The sequence below is a fragment of the Thalassotalea ganghwensis genome (assembly GCF_053485795.1).
The window spans coordinates 119,574-136,624 of sequence record NZ_JBQRUM010000003.1 but is presented as its reverse complement, the minus strand read 5'-3'; the positions used below and the strand labels follow the sequence as shown (position 1 = coordinate 136,624).

14 protein-coding genes are annotated in these 17,051 nt (G+C 40.0%); 9 read left to right on the top strand and 5 right to left on the bottom strand.

The annotated features are described in order from the left end of the window. Nucleotides 1-136: 136 nt before the first annotated feature. Together ACSLUH_RS04150 and ACSLUH_RS04145 are read right to left on the bottom strand one after the other, a co-directional pair. Nucleotides 137-1,858: a diguanylate cyclase gene (locus ACSLUH_RS04150; protein ID WP_448564900.1), complete on the bottom strand. Its 1,722-nt coding sequence runs from the start codon at nt 1,856-1,858 to the stop codon at nt 137-139. Between the two features lie 136 nt (nt 1,859-1,994). After that, the gene (locus tag ACSLUH_RS04145) at nt 1,995-2,513 is read right to left on the bottom strand and encodes a GrpB family protein (protein WP_448564898.1); all 519 of its coding nucleotides are present in this window, start codon (nt 2,511-2,513) and stop codon (nt 1,995-1,997) included. Nucleotides 2,514-2,779: 266 nt separating this feature from the next. Here ACSLUH_RS04145 and ACSLUH_RS04140 point away from each other — a divergent pair, with 266 nt between their 5' ends. The 4 genes from ACSLUH_RS04140 to ACSLUH_RS04125 all read left to right on the top strand — a co-directional run bounded on the left by ACSLUH_RS04140 (nt 2,780) and on the right by ACSLUH_RS04125 (nt 7,213). Further along, nucleotides 2,780-3,628, top strand: coding sequence for an ABC transporter permease subunit (locus ACSLUH_RS04140; RefSeq protein ID WP_448564896.1), 849 nt, complete (start codon nt 2,780-2,782; stop codon nt 3,626-3,628). Next, nucleotides 3,625-4,554, top strand: coding sequence for an ABC transporter ATP-binding protein (locus ACSLUH_RS04135; RefSeq protein WP_448564894.1), 930 nt, complete (start codon nt 3,625-3,627; stop codon nt 4,552-4,554). Before ACSLUH_RS04140 ends, ACSLUH_RS04135 begins: the two co-directional genes overlap by 4 nt. Before the next feature lie 226 nt (nt 4,555-4,780). Next, the gene (locus ACSLUH_RS04130; RefSeq protein ID WP_448564892.1) at nt 4,781-5,968 is read left to right on the top strand and encodes an acetyltransferase domain-containing protein; all 1,188 of its coding nucleotides are present in this window, start codon (nt 4,781-4,783) and stop codon (nt 5,966-5,968) included. Between the two features lie 84 nt (nt 5,969-6,052). Further along, nucleotides 6,053-7,213 carry a hypothetical protein gene (locus ACSLUH_RS04125; protein ID WP_448564890.1) on the top strand — a complete coding sequence of 387 codons (1,161 nt, stop codon included), beginning with the start codon at nt 6,053-6,055 and terminating at the stop codon, nt 7,211-7,213. Between the two features lie 168 nt (nt 7,214-7,381). Here the strand turns inward: ACSLUH_RS04125 and ACSLUH_RS04120 are convergent, their stop codons facing one another. Next, entirely contained in the window at nt 7,382-8,323 is a 942-nt protein-coding gene (locus ACSLUH_RS04120) for a TolB family protein (protein WP_448564888.1), read from the bottom strand. Nucleotides 8,324-8,593: 270 nt separating this feature from the next. Then, the gene (locus ACSLUH_RS04115) at nt 8,594-9,577 is read right to left on the bottom strand and encodes a helix-turn-helix domain-containing protein (RefSeq protein WP_448564886.1); all 984 of its coding nucleotides are present in this window, start codon (nt 9,575-9,577) and stop codon (nt 8,594-8,596) included. Between the two features lie 908 nt (nt 9,578-10,485). On the opposite strand from ACSLUH_RS04115, the gene ACSLUH_RS04110 reads away from it, so the two are divergent. The 4 genes from ACSLUH_RS04110 to chrA all read left to right on the top strand — a co-directional run bounded on the left by ACSLUH_RS04110 (nt 10,486) and on the right by chrA (nt 14,842). Continuing rightward, nucleotides 10,486-11,034 (top strand): GbsR/MarR family transcriptional regulator, encoded by a 549-nt coding sequence (locus ACSLUH_RS04110; protein WP_448564884.1) that lies wholly within the window; start codon nt 10,486-10,488, stop codon nt 11,032-11,034. Nucleotides 11,035-11,157: 123 nt separating this feature from the next. Next, nucleotides 11,158-12,579, top strand: coding sequence for a cytochrome ubiquinol oxidase subunit I (locus ACSLUH_RS04105; RefSeq protein ID WP_448564882.1), 1,422 nt, complete (start codon nt 11,158-11,160; stop codon nt 12,577-12,579). Continuing rightward, nucleotides 12,572-13,570, top strand: coding sequence for a cytochrome d ubiquinol oxidase subunit II (locus tag ACSLUH_RS04100; protein ID WP_448564880.1), 999 nt, complete (start codon nt 12,572-12,574; stop codon nt 13,568-13,570). Before ACSLUH_RS04105 ends, ACSLUH_RS04100 begins: the two co-directional genes overlap by 8 nt. 129 nt (nt 13,571-13,699) lie before the next feature. Then, nucleotides 13,700-14,842: a chromate efflux transporter gene (chrA, locus tag ACSLUH_RS04095; protein ID WP_448564878.1), complete on the top strand. Its 1,143-nt coding sequence runs from the start codon at nt 13,700-13,702 to the stop codon at nt 14,840-14,842. Here the strand turns inward: chrA and yihA are convergent. Next, nucleotides 14,839-15,471: a ribosome biogenesis GTP-binding protein YihA/YsxC gene (gene yihA, locus ACSLUH_RS04090; protein WP_448564876.1), complete on the bottom strand. Its 633-nt coding sequence runs from the start codon at nt 15,469-15,471 to the stop codon at nt 14,839-14,841. The two genes, chrA and yihA, sit on opposite strands and share 4 nt — an antisense overlap. Before the next feature lie 208 nt (nt 15,472-15,679). Between yihA and ACSLUH_RS04085 the strand changes: the two genes are divergently transcribed. Beyond that, nucleotides 15,680-16,924: a c-type cytochrome gene (locus tag ACSLUH_RS04085; RefSeq protein WP_448564874.1), complete on the top strand. Its 1,245-nt coding sequence runs from the start codon at nt 15,680-15,682 to the stop codon at nt 16,922-16,924. Nucleotides 16,925-17,051: the final 127 nt, after the last annotated feature.

Genomic DNA, 17,051 nt, shown 5'->3' with positions numbered 1-17,051 from the left:
GATACCCTTAAACAAAACCGATAGGTTTTGCGATAAATATTGAACGTCTGTAAATGTTTTAGCTTACTCACATTAAAAACGCCAGATCAATCTTGTGAATTAAGAAAGTTTTTCATTTGAATCAAACACCTTCAGATCAGACGAAGAGTTGATCTCGGCCATTACGTTTGGCTTGATATAAGTTGTGATCTGCGCGCTTGATCATTTCATCGACATTTTTATCTTCTTCTTTGCAAACCAAACCCAGACTGACGGTAACAGAAATAAAATGCTCACCATCTTCCACTTCAACATTGCGAATGCTATTTAATATACGATGCCCTATCTGTATCGCTTCATCAATTGACGCATTGGGCAAAGCAATAATCATTTCCTCGCCCCCCCACCTTGCAATGACATCTTCTTTTCTGCGATTATTTTGAATTTCATTAGCTATTGCGATCAACACTTTGTCACCTGCACCATGACCATAGGTATCGTTTATTTGTTTAAAATGATCGATGTCTAATGCAATAAGTGAAAAGTCCTGCTTTTCCAACAGACATTTTTCCCAAAAAGGTTCAACTTTGGCGTACCAGCCCCGACGATTATGCAATCCGGTAAGGTGATCTGAAAAAGCAGTGCGTTTTGCATTAACTGCGTCATCCTGTGTTTTCTTGAGAATTATCGCCAAAGCTGAAGCGAGCACCACCATATCGATCACTTTTCCAATTTCTACCGCCCTAAAAAGCATCGTCGAAAAAGGTATAACTCCCAAGGTAACCAACCCAGTAATTAATGAGCCAACGGTGGCAAATACTGTCCCGAAAAAGAAATAAAACGCCTTATTATACCCATGATAAATTGCCATCCCCCCAATTGAGAGCATTATAAACGGATAAAAAAGAATTAAAGCAAAAGCCAACGTCAGTGCACCAGCGCCGCCAAATATGGCGGCAATTAGCAAATAGACCAGCGCGGAAAAAACGCAAAAAGCGCCAATAACGCGATCTAATTTCGGTTTAAAGTGCTTCAAATTCAAAAATGACTGGGCGAACATTAGCCCACTAATTGCATAGAGCACCATTGAAGATGAAGTGCTCCAATATTGCCATCGTGGAAAATCTGACCAAAGCCACCTATAACCATGCCCAGTATAAGCAACGTTAGCAAATAAGAACATTGTTAGGAAAATACAGTAAAATAAGTAACGAGAATCACGAAGAGTAAAATAGATAATAAAATTATGTAGCAGCATAACCAGTATCGCTCCATAGAGCATACCGTAGCTGTACATGTCGAATTCTTCCTTTTTAACCAGCTCTTGGGCATTAAGTAAATAAATTGGCACAACAAGAGGATCTGTTGTTGTGATTTTTATTAACAGCTCCGTTTCACCTTGCAAAAATCCATAAGGAATATCGAAAGTGCGCAACTTAATGGCTCGCTGATCGAAAGCATAAGCGTCACCAGCAGAGATTTGACGATTAAGAACATTGCCATGATAAAAATACAAATCGATATTATCTAACCAACTATTATCAATGACTACGTGCTGGTAAAAAACTTCCTCATATTCGCTATAAAAACGAATATACATCCAGACAGGCGGTGAGTTTAAACCTAACGATAAAATCGAACTATCAACACGCAGAGGCTTATGTTGACTGTCTACCTTGCCTCGAAATATTGCTAACGCTTGATCTGGGGAAATATCACCTGATTCTTGAAAATAGAGAAAGTGCTTAGAAATAACGGTGTCATCAACATCATTGATATTTAGCGTAACAGGAAGCGTGTTTGAAAAAGCTTGAAACGATAATAAAAAAAGGCATACACCCAACAACGAAAATAAAACTTTTAACAATGGATTAAACATAGATGCCTATTTGGGAATGACTCAATAGCCCCACTTATTCACTTACATATTGTAAGCCTTTTATAGGATTTTCGCATCTATACTTGAGCAAATTTACTAAGTTGAAGGGTTATTTCTCAACAGTTAGAAAAATTATTCACTGATTAAACCAGCAAATAGCCTTAGGCTCATGCTCGGCGATAAAGCCATTTTTTAGCGCGATATAAACGTCATTATCATGTGCGCATTGCAATGCGGCTTGTTTTTTAATCTTGGCATATTCTTGGGCAATCTCTTTATGCGCAATAAGGTAAGCTTTAAAAGCACGATGGCGGTGAAGATCTTCTGTGCCACTAACAAAAGCGTGGATATGATGGCTTCTGGCGTTACCACCTTTTTGATAGTAACGGCGCCCAGCGATACCATTTTCCCCTTTCACTTCATAGCCCAAAGCCTCAAACTCGCTTGCTTTGGCATCAAGCAAAGCTAAATTAGGAACTTCAACTAAAATATCGATGATGGGCTTGGCTGCCAGGCCTTCAACAGAAGTGCTACCAATATGCTCTATTTTTGTGGCAAATTCGCCAATAATGTCGCTCAGCAACGCTTTTTCTAACTCAAATAATCGTGGCCATTGAGGGTTATAAGCAACTACTTCTATTATACGTTTAGCCATAAAATCACTTTAAACTAGGTAAAAAAACATAATGTGCATTTTATAACAATTACTTATCGGATGCGATCACTAGTCCACTAACGGCAGGCTTTACGGTATCACTAGAAGCGGTGTAAAAATATCCACAAAAATGAGCAATCTGACGATTAATTAGTCGCAAAGGCTACTCGCTTCCAACATTAAACAATAAAACATAATATTTACAATAACTTAAGATTGGCACAATCATCGCTTAAACTATTTCAATTTATGGCTGAGGAAAATCTATGGACAACTCGCTTACTGAAAATATTCAACCGATCAATTCACTGTCACGCGTAAAAATTATTGCTGGCTATGAATTAACGCGGTTATTTAATACTAAACGCGGATGGATGGCACTAACCGCTTTCGCATTAATTTGGTATTTTATTTTACGATACCCGATATATTACTCGACGACACTTGTCACCCAACCTGAATTTGCCAACTCACTCAAGCAAGCACTAGGAATGTTTGGCGCTGAGCGCCTTTTAAGTTGGTCTGTACCTGAAATTGCAGTATTTTGGTTGGCCTCTTTGGTTCTGTATCCGTTGTTTTCGTTATTTATTACTGCTGATCAAATATCCTCAGATAGAGCTCGGGGAACACTGCGTTTTATCGTACTAAGGTGCACAAGAACCGAATTGTTTTTTGGTCGCTATTTAGGCCAGTTACTTATTCTCATACTTTTAGTACTGGCGACGATCATCGCTTCAACTGGCATGGCCATTTATCGAGACCCTAGTTTAATTTCTTCATTTCTTCCTCATTTTGGTTTTGTGCTTTTTCATATGGTGTTCGTACTTGCACCTTTTGTAGCAGTGACCGCGTTAACGTCGGTAGTCTGTCAAACCGCTCGCTCTGCATCATTTCTCGCTATTATCGCCATTCTAGGCTCATTCATCCTGACTGGGGTTCTTATCTACTATATTCCTCAGCTAGATTTTATGATGAAAGGTCTTCTAGGGGCACAGTATCCGCGCTTAGTCACTTCATTTGGCCTGCAATCGTTAAATCAGCTGGTTCTGCCAATCTGCCAATCTGTGGTTTTATTGTCATTAGCATTAACCCTATTTAAAAGGAAAGCATTATGAGTTCAGTTATTCACTGTAAAAACGTAAGTCACCTATACGGTAATAAACGGGCACTGAACAACATTAATTTTTCAGTAGAAACCGGAGAACCTATAGCGTTGGTCGGCCCAAATGGCGCAGGAAAAACCACCTTGTTTAGCATTCTCTGTGGTTACTTAACACCGTCTTCAGGTCAGGTTGAAATTCTTGGACATAAACCAAATTCTCCAAAGCTTTTTGGCAAACTTTCGGCATTACCGCAGGACGCACAACTCGATCCTCGTTTCTCGATTCTCAAGCAATTATTATTTTTTGGCAAACTGCAAGGTATGAGTAAAGCCATGGCATTAAAAGAAGCTGAGCGAGTATTAACATTAGTTGGTCTAGCAGAAAGCATGCACGTCAAGCCTCAAGAGCTCAGCCATGGCATGAGAAAACGTATCTCAATAGCGCAAGCTTTATTGGGGCAACCTGAGCTTATCCTGCTTGATGAACCAACAGCGGGTCTTGACCCTGTTAATGCTCGAGCGATTAGAAAGTTAATCAGTGATCTTTCTTCACAAGCAACCATTATGGTCAGTTCACACAACTTAGATGAACTTGAAAAACTCTGTCGCACTGTACTGTACCTCGACAAAGGGCAATTAAGTCAGCAGCAAATCGGTGAAAGTAGCTCTAACGCAGGTTACATCACTGTGCAACTGCTCGATGCATTAGCACAAGATAAACAGTTAATTCTTAATAATCTTTCTGCAGTTGAGCACATTGAACAAACTAATCGTATGGAGTTTGTCATTACCTACAATGAACAAATTGAGCCCTACTTTGATCAACAGTTACTTAAGTTTTTTGCCGATAATGGCATTAAGTATCGCCAACTTATTAAAGGCCGCTCTCTTGAAGAACAACTATTCACCCATGCTGAGCGAATGGTAAGTAACAGTTAATTAAACCCAAAGCTTACAAAACAGCTATTTTCTTAGGGCTGTTGGCCTGAGTGATAAAGGCAGTTAATCGCAACTGCCTTTCCAATCAAACACAACGCTTCTATAACGCCATAGTTTGACTTACCGGTAATGCCAACTAAAGTTAGTTAACGACTTTTGAAAGCAGCGCCCCTGCCAACCACTCTATTTCGTTTCAATGCAGTATGGCATAGCTCTTAGGATGAAGATGACAGATCCCCATGAAAACCAAGGCTACATAACAAGATTACAATCAATTGACTTTATGCGTGGCCTTGTCATTGTCATCATGGCATTAGATCACGTGCGCGATTACGTTCATGCATCGACAATTAACCCGCTAGATCTAGATAGCACCACGGTTCCTTTATATTTAACAAGATGGATAACTCACTTATGTGCGCCTGTCTTTGTGCTACTCGCCGGTGTTTCAGCCGGGCTTATTGCTCGAAAAAAATCTAAACAACAATTAGCGCGCTTTCTAGTGACTCGTGGAATATGGCTAGTTTTTATTGAATTGACGGTGGTTTCGTTTGCATGGGATATGAATTGGTTTTCGCCAAACTTTCAAGTTGGTTTGCAAGTCATTTGGGCATTGGGCATGTCAATGATTGCCCTTGCTGCGCTTATTTGGTTACCTAAACCATTGATTTTACTTATAGCGTTAGCATTGATTTTTGGACACAACGCTTTTGATGGCACACTGCCGACCAACAATTGGATGCCGCCTAATTCGCCAATGCCCTTTTGGTGGTCTATTCATGTTTCAGGCAACGTTGAAATTTTTGGGCTAACTATTTATATGGCTTATCCTTTAATACCGTGGGTTGGCGTTATGGCGCTTGGCTATATGATAGCGCCTATCTTCGAGCTTGATGTGTCTCAACGCAAAAGAATATTGATGGCATTTGCACTTAGCTGCATTGCAGCATTTGCGATTCTTAGAGGTTTTAATATTTATGGCAATCCGACACAGTGGAGCGCTCAAGCTAATAGTCTGTTGTCATTATTAGCAATGTTAAATGTTGAAAAGTATCCCCCTTCGTTAGCTTACCTGCTAGCAACATTAGGTATAAGTTCACTGATTATGTATTTTGCAGAGTCGAGCCAATCGAAATTTCATCATTGGATGGTTAATTTCGGCAAGGTACCGTTTTTCTTTTACGTGGTGCACCTTTACGTGATCCACTTGGTTGCGATAGTTATCGGCAAGTTTCAAGGCAGTGATTTAAGCGTTATCACCGGCCCTTTTTGGCTTTACCCTGATACTCATGGCGTAAATTTGTTTTTTACCTACGTTATTTGGCTCGCAATCGTTATTCTGCTGTACTTTCCGTGTCGACAATTTGTATTAATAAAATCAACCAACAAAAAATGGTGGCTTAAATACCTTTAACGTGTTGTTATTTAAATATTTTGCTCTATCCTCTAACTGCATGTAATATACAAAAACTCCCTTTGACATTAATGGATTAATGCTTTGAAAAATAGGTACGTTTTATCATTATTGGCTATCGTTATTGTCATAGTTGTCACTTTCTACCTTTTTAGCCACAAAAGCGAAACCATAACAGCTGTCGGCACACAAGCTAAACTGCAAAATGCAGCATTAGCGCCAATTGACTCTTCAGAGCAACAATCCATTTCTGTACGGTCAAAAAATGATGCTCAGTCAAATGTCATAGCTAATGAAACCGATACTATCGAGAATGAGACAAAGCTAGCAGGTAGCTTTGTAGCCTGCGATATCCCAGATGAAATTGATGATGAACAAGAATCACTTAACAACATTCAAACGTATTTTAGCTCACTGCAAGACGCTACTACCCAAAAAGGTAGAAGATATTACGCATTATTCGCCGAGCCTGACGAAAACCAAACACGGTTAGATTTGCTTATCAACTATATTAACGATTTCTCAGCAGACCCGTTAACGGCTAAATACATAATTAACTATTGTGCCACTGGTGATGATCAGCGTTGCACCGACAGTTTAATCAGCGATTTAACCATGGTTGATAAAGAAAACGGGGCAATGTGGTTAAGCTCTATATCTTATTACGCTGCACAAGGAAATGACGAAAAGACAATGGTAAAAATTGCTAGACTTACGCAAACTTCATTGTTTAACGAGCGAATAGGAGAATCTGCTGTTACCTATGCTGAAGCACTAGAAGGCTCGATGGCAAGTAATTTTAGCCAAAATGCCATGCTCGGTTTAGCAAGCAGTGTGGTGTTACCATCCTTTGCAGCTATTCGGAATTGGTGTAATGATAATGTTTCCAATCCGGCTATTGCTGAAGCCTGCCTGACCCTAGGAAGAAACATAGCAACCCGCAGTAAAACCCTACTTTCTCAAGCTATCGGCTTGGTGCTACAAGAATCGATAGCTGAATTTCAAGCGAGTACTGATTTACATCAAGAATTAACGAAAAAACGGCAAGCACTGTTTTCACAACAAAACCAAGAAACCTTATTTCATTTTAATACAGCACTTATGCTCGATGAGAGCCTTACCAGAACTTATCTCTACAACCTTGACAACATAGGTGAGCTTGATTCTCAACAAAAAGGGCTTGAAGAACTAACGCAAGCTATACAACAAGATAAAAATTACCTTTGTAATTTACTCAGCAACTAACACCACTTTCAATTGGAATTTATTTGATCAGTAACGCCAGATCTAAAAAGCGAAACTCGCCAATAAAATACTGGTGCTTATTTTGAAAGTTGCTCGATTAAAAGTAGCGAGTTCTAACTCCTGTTCAGTGCAAACGCATTAATTAAGCACATTACTTGGCAAATCTTGCTATTGAGTGTTAGCTAACTTATTTAAATAGCTCGTATCGATATAATGCACTGTTGCCGATTGTGAACCATTCTCTAGTACCTTTTCTATCGCTGAGCCATCCTTGTTGGCTTTGTAAATATCATAAAAGCCATGCACATTTTGAGATGAAAACAACACCTTTTTGCCGTCAGGCGACCATGCTGGATCCCATTCTTCAACACGGTTCTTGGTAATGCGAGTTTGATTAGAGCCATCAATATCCATCACATAAACTTCTTGGTTACCATCTCGATTTGATAAATACGCGATTTGTGAGCCATCTGGTGAAATTTTTGGTGACATATTATTGCTATCATCATTGGTAAGCTGAATGACATTGCTACCATCAATATTGGCGATGCTGATCTGGCTCGGGCTCGATTGAGATTGAAACAATAATCGTCCGTCAGCTAGAAACTCTGGACTGCGACCCGCCAATTTTTTGATTTGACGTTGATTAGCACCATCGGCATCCATCAACCAAATCTCTTCTTGCCATTGGTTTTTTTCATCTTGGTATTCACGCGCAAAGGCAATGGTTTTGCCATCAGGTGACCAAGCAGGTGCGCTATCCCAAACGTGTTTTACGTTAGTTAAGCGACGAATGTTATTACCGTCGATATCAGCAGTATGTATCGACCAGGTTCTACGTTTATCGTATTTGCCGTAAAAGGCGATTTGCATGCCATTGGGAGAAACTGCAGGGTAACCATCACTCGCTTCCGTCTCGAGCACTTTTACACGTTGTTTGCCTTTTGCATCACTCAAATAAATGGCTTTAGTATTCCCCTCTTTAAAGCCATAAATAATTGAAAATGGTTGCTCCATTGTCTCAGGTGCAGCATGAGAAAACATTGAAATAAAAAAAATTGATGAACTCGCCAGAAAAACCTTTAATGGATAAGTCATTTTCGCTTGCATAAAAAGCTGTCCCTATTTATCAAAACCAGTGGTTAATAAATACAAGTTTATTGTTTACGGCACAAAAACATAGCAACTACAACGCAAAAAACAGGCCGTTTATCTCAATATCAGGTTGAGAAAAACGGCCTCTAAAGTTTATGATAGAAAATGTTTTTTTAACTTGAGGTTAGTGCAAATGAAATCACCAACCCCATATTTTAAGTGAAACTCGTCATGTTTGACGATGAAACGATAAAGCACCTGCTATGTTGTACCCTTAAAAGATCGCTATTCTTCTTTTTCAAGTAGTTCCATTAAACCAAGCAATGCGACATACAATACCGCGCCAACAGGCCAGATTATCCAAGTCATGCCCCATTCTGCTGTCCATAAGCTCCACCCCAAAAACACAGCCACCAACATCGGCCAGTAGAACGCAGCTAATTTTTCAGCACGTTTTTCTCGCTTACTTTTTTCTTTGTTGGCAGAATTATCGTTTAAAATATGGTTATAAGCGTCGTACCTCGCTGAGGCAGGTGAAACAATAAAAACACCCGCAGAAATTAACACCATCAACACTATCATCATCATTAATATTGCATCAGGTCGACCATTAAAAATGGCGGTTAACATTAATGGCAAAAAACTGGTAATAAACAAAAATATGCCAGCAGAAAGCCTCAAGTTATAGCTAGACCTATAACGTTCCAACTTTTCCTGGAAAACGCTATGTACACCGTAGGCCAATTCAAACGGCTGCTTATCAATTAACTCAACGTCTTTTTCATACTGATTAATTTTGATGAAAAAACTGACAGCAACAGCGATCAAAATGAGTATCCCAACAATCCCGCTCGCTGCTGCAATATCATTTGTCATACCCATACGTCCGGTCTCGGCCAAAGCAAAAAAGAAAAAAAGCGGGATAACAGAACATAGACACAATATCACCCCTTTCATGATGACATTAGACGCTTCAAGCTTACTTTCGACATAAGCATTCGCTTCCTCCAAGCTGACTTGGTGGAGCCGTGAATCCTGAGCGACGACATCCCTCTCTTTGTCAAAGCATTCGTTTTCGTCTTTCAATAAAAAGTCAGTAGACACTTCAAAAAGCTCTGCCAGCATAATAATTTTATTTAAATCTGGAATGCTGTTAGCGCTTTCCCACTTAGATACAGATTGCCTAGATACGTTAATTTTTTCTGCTAGTTCTTCCTGTGACCAGCCAAGTTGCTTTCTTAACTTGATTATTTTATCCGCTAATTTCATCAGTAATTATCCTTTGTTGGTAATGTGGTCATCACCATAGAAAAACAGGCTGTTGCGCACTACCAAGCTAGCTTGTTATTTTGTCAACTAGCGGTTGCAATTCACGTAAGTATTTGAAATTAAATATACTAAAAGTAATGTTTTTTATTAATTTTTTCAAAAAACTTCACCCTACCATGAGAAAAATAGCATTAGACAACTACTTCGAACAAGGTAGTTTTCGACTTTTAAAACAAAATTGCTAGTCAATTGTTGTTCAACTAACTGTGTCGTCAATAACATTTTTGCATGGAATTATGGTAACGAGTATGAAGAGCGATAGAATATTTGAAATCTCGAATAGCCAGCATTCAAACACGAATGATACCCATATGCCACCGACACTTTTATTAAGCAAAAAACTTACGATGCTAGTGACAGTGATAATCACATGCAATGCAATTGATTAGTAACGGACATAATACTTGAGAGCGTTTCATCTACCGATACTAGCCCCAAAAAGCCAAACTCATTTTTTGAGTGTAATCTCAAACATTTCGCGCAATCATAATTCTCCACAATAAACAAATTACACAATTATTTAATTTTTTAGAGTAAAGACTTTACTTTTATAGAGTGGTTACTCTATAATTCATTTTGTTCCCTTAGCGAACGCCTGTTGTAATAATTTTTTATATTCTGGCTTTCCCCAAAGCTATCATGCCGAAGACAATGTTTTCGGCTTTTTTTTGTCTTTTTCCTTTGTAAATCTTTCAATGACTCCTTCTTACCGCTTTTAATACTTTTGATTTAATTGCGCTCTTAACAAAAAATATCGACAAAATTTCTGTTGTAAACTTGATCTATATCAAACTATGTTTTAAAGTTTCAGTAATTTCTGAAACTTTAAAACATAGTGGAATTCACATATGATCATGTCATCAAAAGTTGAGGCGTTTGTTCTGCATTGTGGTGAAATGGGAAGTCGCTGGGGGTTTAACCGTACTGTAGGGCAAATGTATGGCCTACTTACCATCAGTGAACAAGCATTAACCGCCAACCAACTGTCTGAACTGCTTAATATCAGTCGTGGTAATGTGAGTATGGGGATCAAAGAGTTGCAGTCGTGGCGTTTGATTCAAGTGCAACATAAGCCTGGCGATAGAAAAGAATATTATTCCCCTGCTGGTTCAATTTGGGAAATGGCTAATCGCATTTTTGAAGAGCGTCGCAAACGAGAAATTGATCCAACGCTCAGTTTATTGCGTGACAACTTACTCAATGAACCCGCTAATCACGAAGAAGTTTACGCGCAAGATAAAATGCGTGAAATACATGACTTACTCGAAAGTATTACCTTTTTCGCGAGCGAGCTACAAACTATGAACCCAGATAAACTTAAAACCCTATTAAAACTAGGCTCAGGGGTAGGAAAAGTGCTTGATATGAAAGACAAGTTCTTAAAAAGCGGTAGTTAAACGACAACCTTAAGAGTCGTCACACTCCAACGACTCGAGATAACAATTTTTTAATCATTAGTGCTTTAAATAAAGCACTACGAGCCAACTTGTGCCCAATTTATGCACGAGTAAGGATTTACTATGCTAGATACAGAGCTCCTTTCCAGAATTCAATTTGCGGTAAACATTAGTTTTCATATCCTTTTTCCTACGATTACCATCGCACTGTGCTGGTTTTTAGTCTTCTTTAAAGTGCAATTTGACCGAACAGGAAATGCGGTGTGGATGCGCGCCTACCGCTTTTGGGTAAAAATATTTGCACTCAGTTTTGCCATTGGTGTAGTGAGTGGCATAACAATGTCATTTCAATTTGGTACCAATTGGCCAGGTTTTATGGAGAAAGTAGGCAATATTGCCGGACCTCTGCTTGGTTATGAAGTGCTCACCGCATTTTTCCTCGAAGCCACGTTTTTAGGGATAATGCTATTTGGTATTAAACGTGTACCCCCGAAGGTACACACGTTAGCCACCATTATTGTTGCCGTAGGCACCAGTTTGTCAGCTTTTTGGATACTATCACTAAATTCTTGGATGCAAACCCCTACAGGGTTTGAGCTAAGAGAAGGTATTGCCTACCCAACTGATTGGTTTGCGATAATTTTTAACCCATCTTTTGGTTATCGCTTAGCGCACATGCTTATCGCCTCAGGTTTAACGATAAGCTTTTTAATGGCTGGGATCAGCGCTTTTCGTTTACTACAAGGCGACGATAAGCGTGCACCAAAGCTTACCTTAAAAGTCGCATTGACTGCAGCGATGATATTAGCACCGCTTCAAGCCTTCGTTGGCGACTTGCACGGCCTAAACACTTTAGCACATCAACCTGCAAAAATTGCCGCGATGGAAGGTGTTTGGCACACCGAAAAAGGCGCACCATTGCTACTTTTTGCACTCCCCAATGAAGAAAGACAACAAAACGATTTTGCTTTTGGTATTCCTAAACTCGCCAGCTTAATTTTAACACATGAACTCAACGGAGAAATTAAAGGGCTAAGTGAATTTGAACACACCCCTCCCGTGGCTCCTGTATTCTTTAGTTTTAGAGTGATGGTCGCGACAGGTTTACTGATGATTATCGTTGCTTGGTACGGGCGCTATCGTTGGTATCAATTTGAAAAAAGCCAAGTAGCATTTCCCCGATCGCTACTGAAGTTGCTGGTCGCCATGAGTTTTTCTGGCTGGATAGCAACGCTGGCTGGCTGGTATGTCACCGAAATTGGTCGACAACCCTACTTAGTCAGTGGCGTATTATTGGTTAAGGATGCGGTAACCGATCTCCCCGCTGAAAATGTTGCCATGTCGTTGATACTCTATTTATTGGTTTATGCATTTTTGCTTATCGCCTACATTAGCACCTTATTTATTATGGCGATGCGAGCAGTAGAGATTGAGGAAATTCAACAACACGAACATCGATACTTCGCTAAAAATAAGCACATGCCATTTCAGCAGACGCTACACACGTCATCTACCCCTTCCACTGAGGAGCACGCTAATGTTTGAGCAAACAACACTCGCCGTTATTTTTGCTGGCCTGATGGCTCTGGCAACACTTCTCTATGCAATTCTCGATGGCTATGACTTGGGTGTCGGCATGCTAATGCCACTCAATAAACCCGAGGAGTGTGACACCATGATTGCGTCTATCGGTCCATTTTGGGACGCCAATGAGACATGGCTTGTGCTAGCCGTTGGCCTATTGCTTATTGCCTTCCCCACTGCTCATAGTGTGATCTTTAAAGCACTTTATTTACCAACGGTGATTATGTTGATCGGTCTAATTTTACGAGGTGTTGCCTTTGACTTTCGCGCTAAAGCTGCTTTTAACCACAAACCTACTTGGAATAAGGTCTTTAAGTTCGGATCTTTTATCGCCAGTTTAGCGCAAGGTTATATGCTCGGCCTGTATGTTATGGGTTTCGAACAAACACCTATCGCCATAGCATTTGCCATATTAAGTGCCATTGGTGTCAGTATTGCGTATAGTTTTATCGGTGCAACCTGGCTGATGATGAAAACAGAAGGTGAACTACAACAACGTGCAATCCGATACGCGCGGCGAACGTTATGGTTATGCTTATGCGGTATCATCGTTGTATCAGTCGCTAATATCACTATTGATAAGAGCATTTATCAACGTTGGCTTAGTTTGTCATTCAGTGGTGGGTTAATTCTTATCCCCATGATTGTTGCTGTTTTATTTATTATAGCGTGGCGAGCAGTCAATCAAATACAGCAGCAGCGACTAAAGAATGAGGCACTGCCATTTATCGCTTGCATTGGTATTTTTATGCTTACCTTTTTAGGTTTAGCGGTAAGCTTCTACCCTTATATCGTTCCAAATGAATTAACCATTTGGCAGGCTGTATCAGCTGCCGAATCATTAAATTTTCTTCTTTATGGGGCTATGGTGGTGATACCCGCCATTGTTGGCTATACCATTTTTTCTTACTGGGTTTTTTGGGGAAAGGTAGAAGATTTACGTTATTATTAGTGTCAAAAAGCGTCGCAAATCAGTGTCGACTAAATACGTTTAATTGAAAATACTCTATCTTAACAAATTTTGACTGGAGCTAAGACATGTTAGAAAATATTGCAAACAAAAAAGGCGATCACACGCACCATGTTAATGACAATCTTTAAGCACTTTTTTTGGCTCGGCTGTATTAGTTTTGGTGGGCCTGCTGCCCATATTGGCTATTTTAATCAAAAGTTTGTTAAGCAACTTAACTGGTTAAATCAGGAAGAATATGGCCATCTAGTTTCTTTAAGTCAGTTTTTACCAGGCCCAGGTTCCAGCCAGGTTGGTTTTGCTTTAGGTTATCGAAAAGGTGGAATTTGGGGTGCACTCACCGCCTTCACTGCTTTTACGCTACCTTCAATGCTGCTCATGATTATTTTAGCAACGATCAGCTATCAACTAATCGATAATCGCTATTTTTATGGCGTCACCCATGGTTTAAAGCTATTAGCGGTTATTGTCGTGTTTGATGCCGTATTATCAATGTATCAATCGTTTTGCAAAGAGAAGCTCACGCAATTATTAGCCTTATTATCCGCGGTTATTTTATTGTTTTTCTCGTCTTGGCAAATACAGCTCTTGCTTGTTTTGCTTGCTGGTGGGCTTGGCGCACTATTGCTAACCAATAAAAGTTTACACGCTACAAAGCAAGTAAAGATTTCGTATCTACCGTTAATGATATTTGTCGGGTTATTAGCGTGTTTGCCATGGCTAAAACCACTTTCAGCGCACTGGCAACTTGTCAGTAATTTTTATCAAGCAGGTAGTATGGTATTCGGCGGTGGACATGTTGTCCTGCCATTACTGCAAGAGCTTGTTGGCAATAACATGCCAACAGATACCTTCCTGACCGGCTATGCTGCCGCGCAGGCGGTGCCAGGACCTATGTTTACCCTCGCAACATTTTTGGGCTATCAATTGTTACCAAGCGCTCCGATTATTGGAGCAGTATTGGCCACTCTTGCGATATTTCTGCCCGGTTTTTTGCTCATGTTGGCTTTCCTAAAACATTGGCAAGGGCTTGCTGCAATGCCAAAGGTCGCTGGCGCAATGCAAGCCATAAACGCAACCGTGGTAGGTTTATTGATCAGTGCGTTATATCAGCCGGTATTTACCGCAGCGGTGATTGAAGCGAAAGATATGGCGGTTGTTTTAGTGGGCTTATACTTATTAAAGCAGTGGCAAACCCCAATCGTATATTTAGTTTTAGGGTTTGCTGTAACAGGAGTATTGTTAACAATTTAGCTTTGCTCTAGCTCAGGCTCTTGCTCTCCGGCTAACCATTGGCAAATATGCTGATTCGCAGTTTCGACGCCAGTTTTTTTCAAAGAAGAAAACTCTTGCACTTTGATATCGGCATTTAACGGCTTTAAAGCCTTTTTTACTTTCAGTACTTCGGCACTCGCTTTTCCTTGCGAAAGCTTGTCTGATTTTGTTAGCAGCACTAAAACCGGCAGTTCGCTATCAGCAGCCCATTCGATTAGATCTCGATCTAGATCTTTCAATGGATGGCGAATATCCATTAACACAACAAGTCCGTGCAAGCTCTCGCGTTTTTCTAGATATTCTCCTAGCGCACGTTGCCACTTTTGTTTCATTTCTAATGGCACCTTAGCAAAGCCATAGCCCGGTAAATCAATCAATCGCTGGTTTTCAGAAATTTCAAAAACATTGATTAATTGAGTACGGCCTGGCGTTTTACTCGTACGGGCTAAGCTTTTTTGGTTAGTTAGCGTATTTAACGCACTTGATTTACCGGCGTTAGAACGCCCAGCAAAAGCGACTTCAATGCCCGTATCTGATGGTAAACGTTTAATGTCTGGTGCACTTATAGTAAACGTTGCTTTGTTTAAATTAACCGCTGGTGTCGACAAGGTAAAATTCCTAATTAACCAATAATGCCGTCATTATATCTCTTTTTAATAAAAATGACTGGCTATCTCCTTACATTTTTTAATGATTTTTTACTCAAAGGCTATTAAACAATGAGCTATATCGTGTAAAATGCCGCGTTAACGACTAAAGTAATACTATTGTTTTTCATCAACAATACAAACAACCTTTGAAAACAGAGAGCAATCCATGAAAAAAGTCATCTATTCGTTCATCATTGGATTAAGTGCGCTAGCTCATGCCAATGCATTTGCTGGTGATGCAGAAGCAGGTAAAGCAAAAGCAGCTGCTTGTGCCGCATGTCACGGTGCTGATGGTATTGGTGTAGCTGATATCTATCCAAACTTACGTGGCCAGCATGCAGACTATATTGCAAAGCAATTAAAAGCATTCCAAGACGGTGCTCGTAAAAACCCAATGATGTCTCCGATGGCGACTGGCCTATCTGCAGAGGACATGGCGAATTTAGGAGCATATTATGAGAGCTTAGGTAAACAAAGCTCTGCAAGTGAAGGTGGAGCTTCTGCTCCCACGGTATCAGCAGCTCCAGCCTATGTTGCCAATCCAACGGCTGGTAAAACACTATACCAAAATGGTGATCAAGCTAGAGGGATTACCGCGTGTATTGCTTGTCATGGTGAAGATGGCAACAGCGATGTGTTAATTAATCCAAACCTATCTAATCAACACGCTGAATATATTGAAAAGCAATTGCATGCTTTTAAAGATGGCTCTCGTGATAATGCTGCAATGAACCAAGTTGCTGGCCAGTTAACAACTGAAGATATCGCTAATTTAGGTGCTTATTTTAAAGACACGGATGCTGTTGGTGAAATTAGTGAAGCGAATGCTGTAGTTACGGTAGTGAAATCTTTTACTGGTGATATCGAAGCGGGTAAAGCTAAAGCTGCAACGTGTGCTGCGTGTCATGGTAGCGATGGCAATGCTGCAGTTGCTATGTATCCATCATTAGCGGGCCAAAGTGAAAAGTATTTATTGAAACAATTAATGGATTTCAAAAAAGCGGTAGAAACTGATAATAAAGAAGGTCGTGCTAACGCAGTTATGGCTGGTATGGTGGCACCATTATCGCAAGATGATATGAAAAACTTAGCCGCTTACTATGCTTCGCAAACCCCTAGAGCTAGTGGCACTGAGACTGATCCAGTGGGCGAGAAACTTTATCAAATTGGCGATGCGAAACGCGGTATTACTGCTTGTGCTGGTTGTCATAGCATCGATGGTAAAGGTATGGATGCAGCTGGCTTCCCAGCATTAGCCGGACAAAACGCTGACTATATTAAAGCACAATTAGCAAGCTTTGCTAAAGGTGAACGTGCAAATGATCACAACGGCATGATGCAAAACATTGCTATTAAGCTAAAAGCAGAAGATATCGATGCGTTAGCAACTTACATTTCATCAATGAAATAAACAGTAAATTCTGTTAGAAAAGCAGCGACTACGCTGCTTTTTTTATCTCTGAAACACTTACTTACCAAATCACACACAAAATTAGTGGATTTAACCTACACTTTGGTCAATTTAACTGATTTGATAA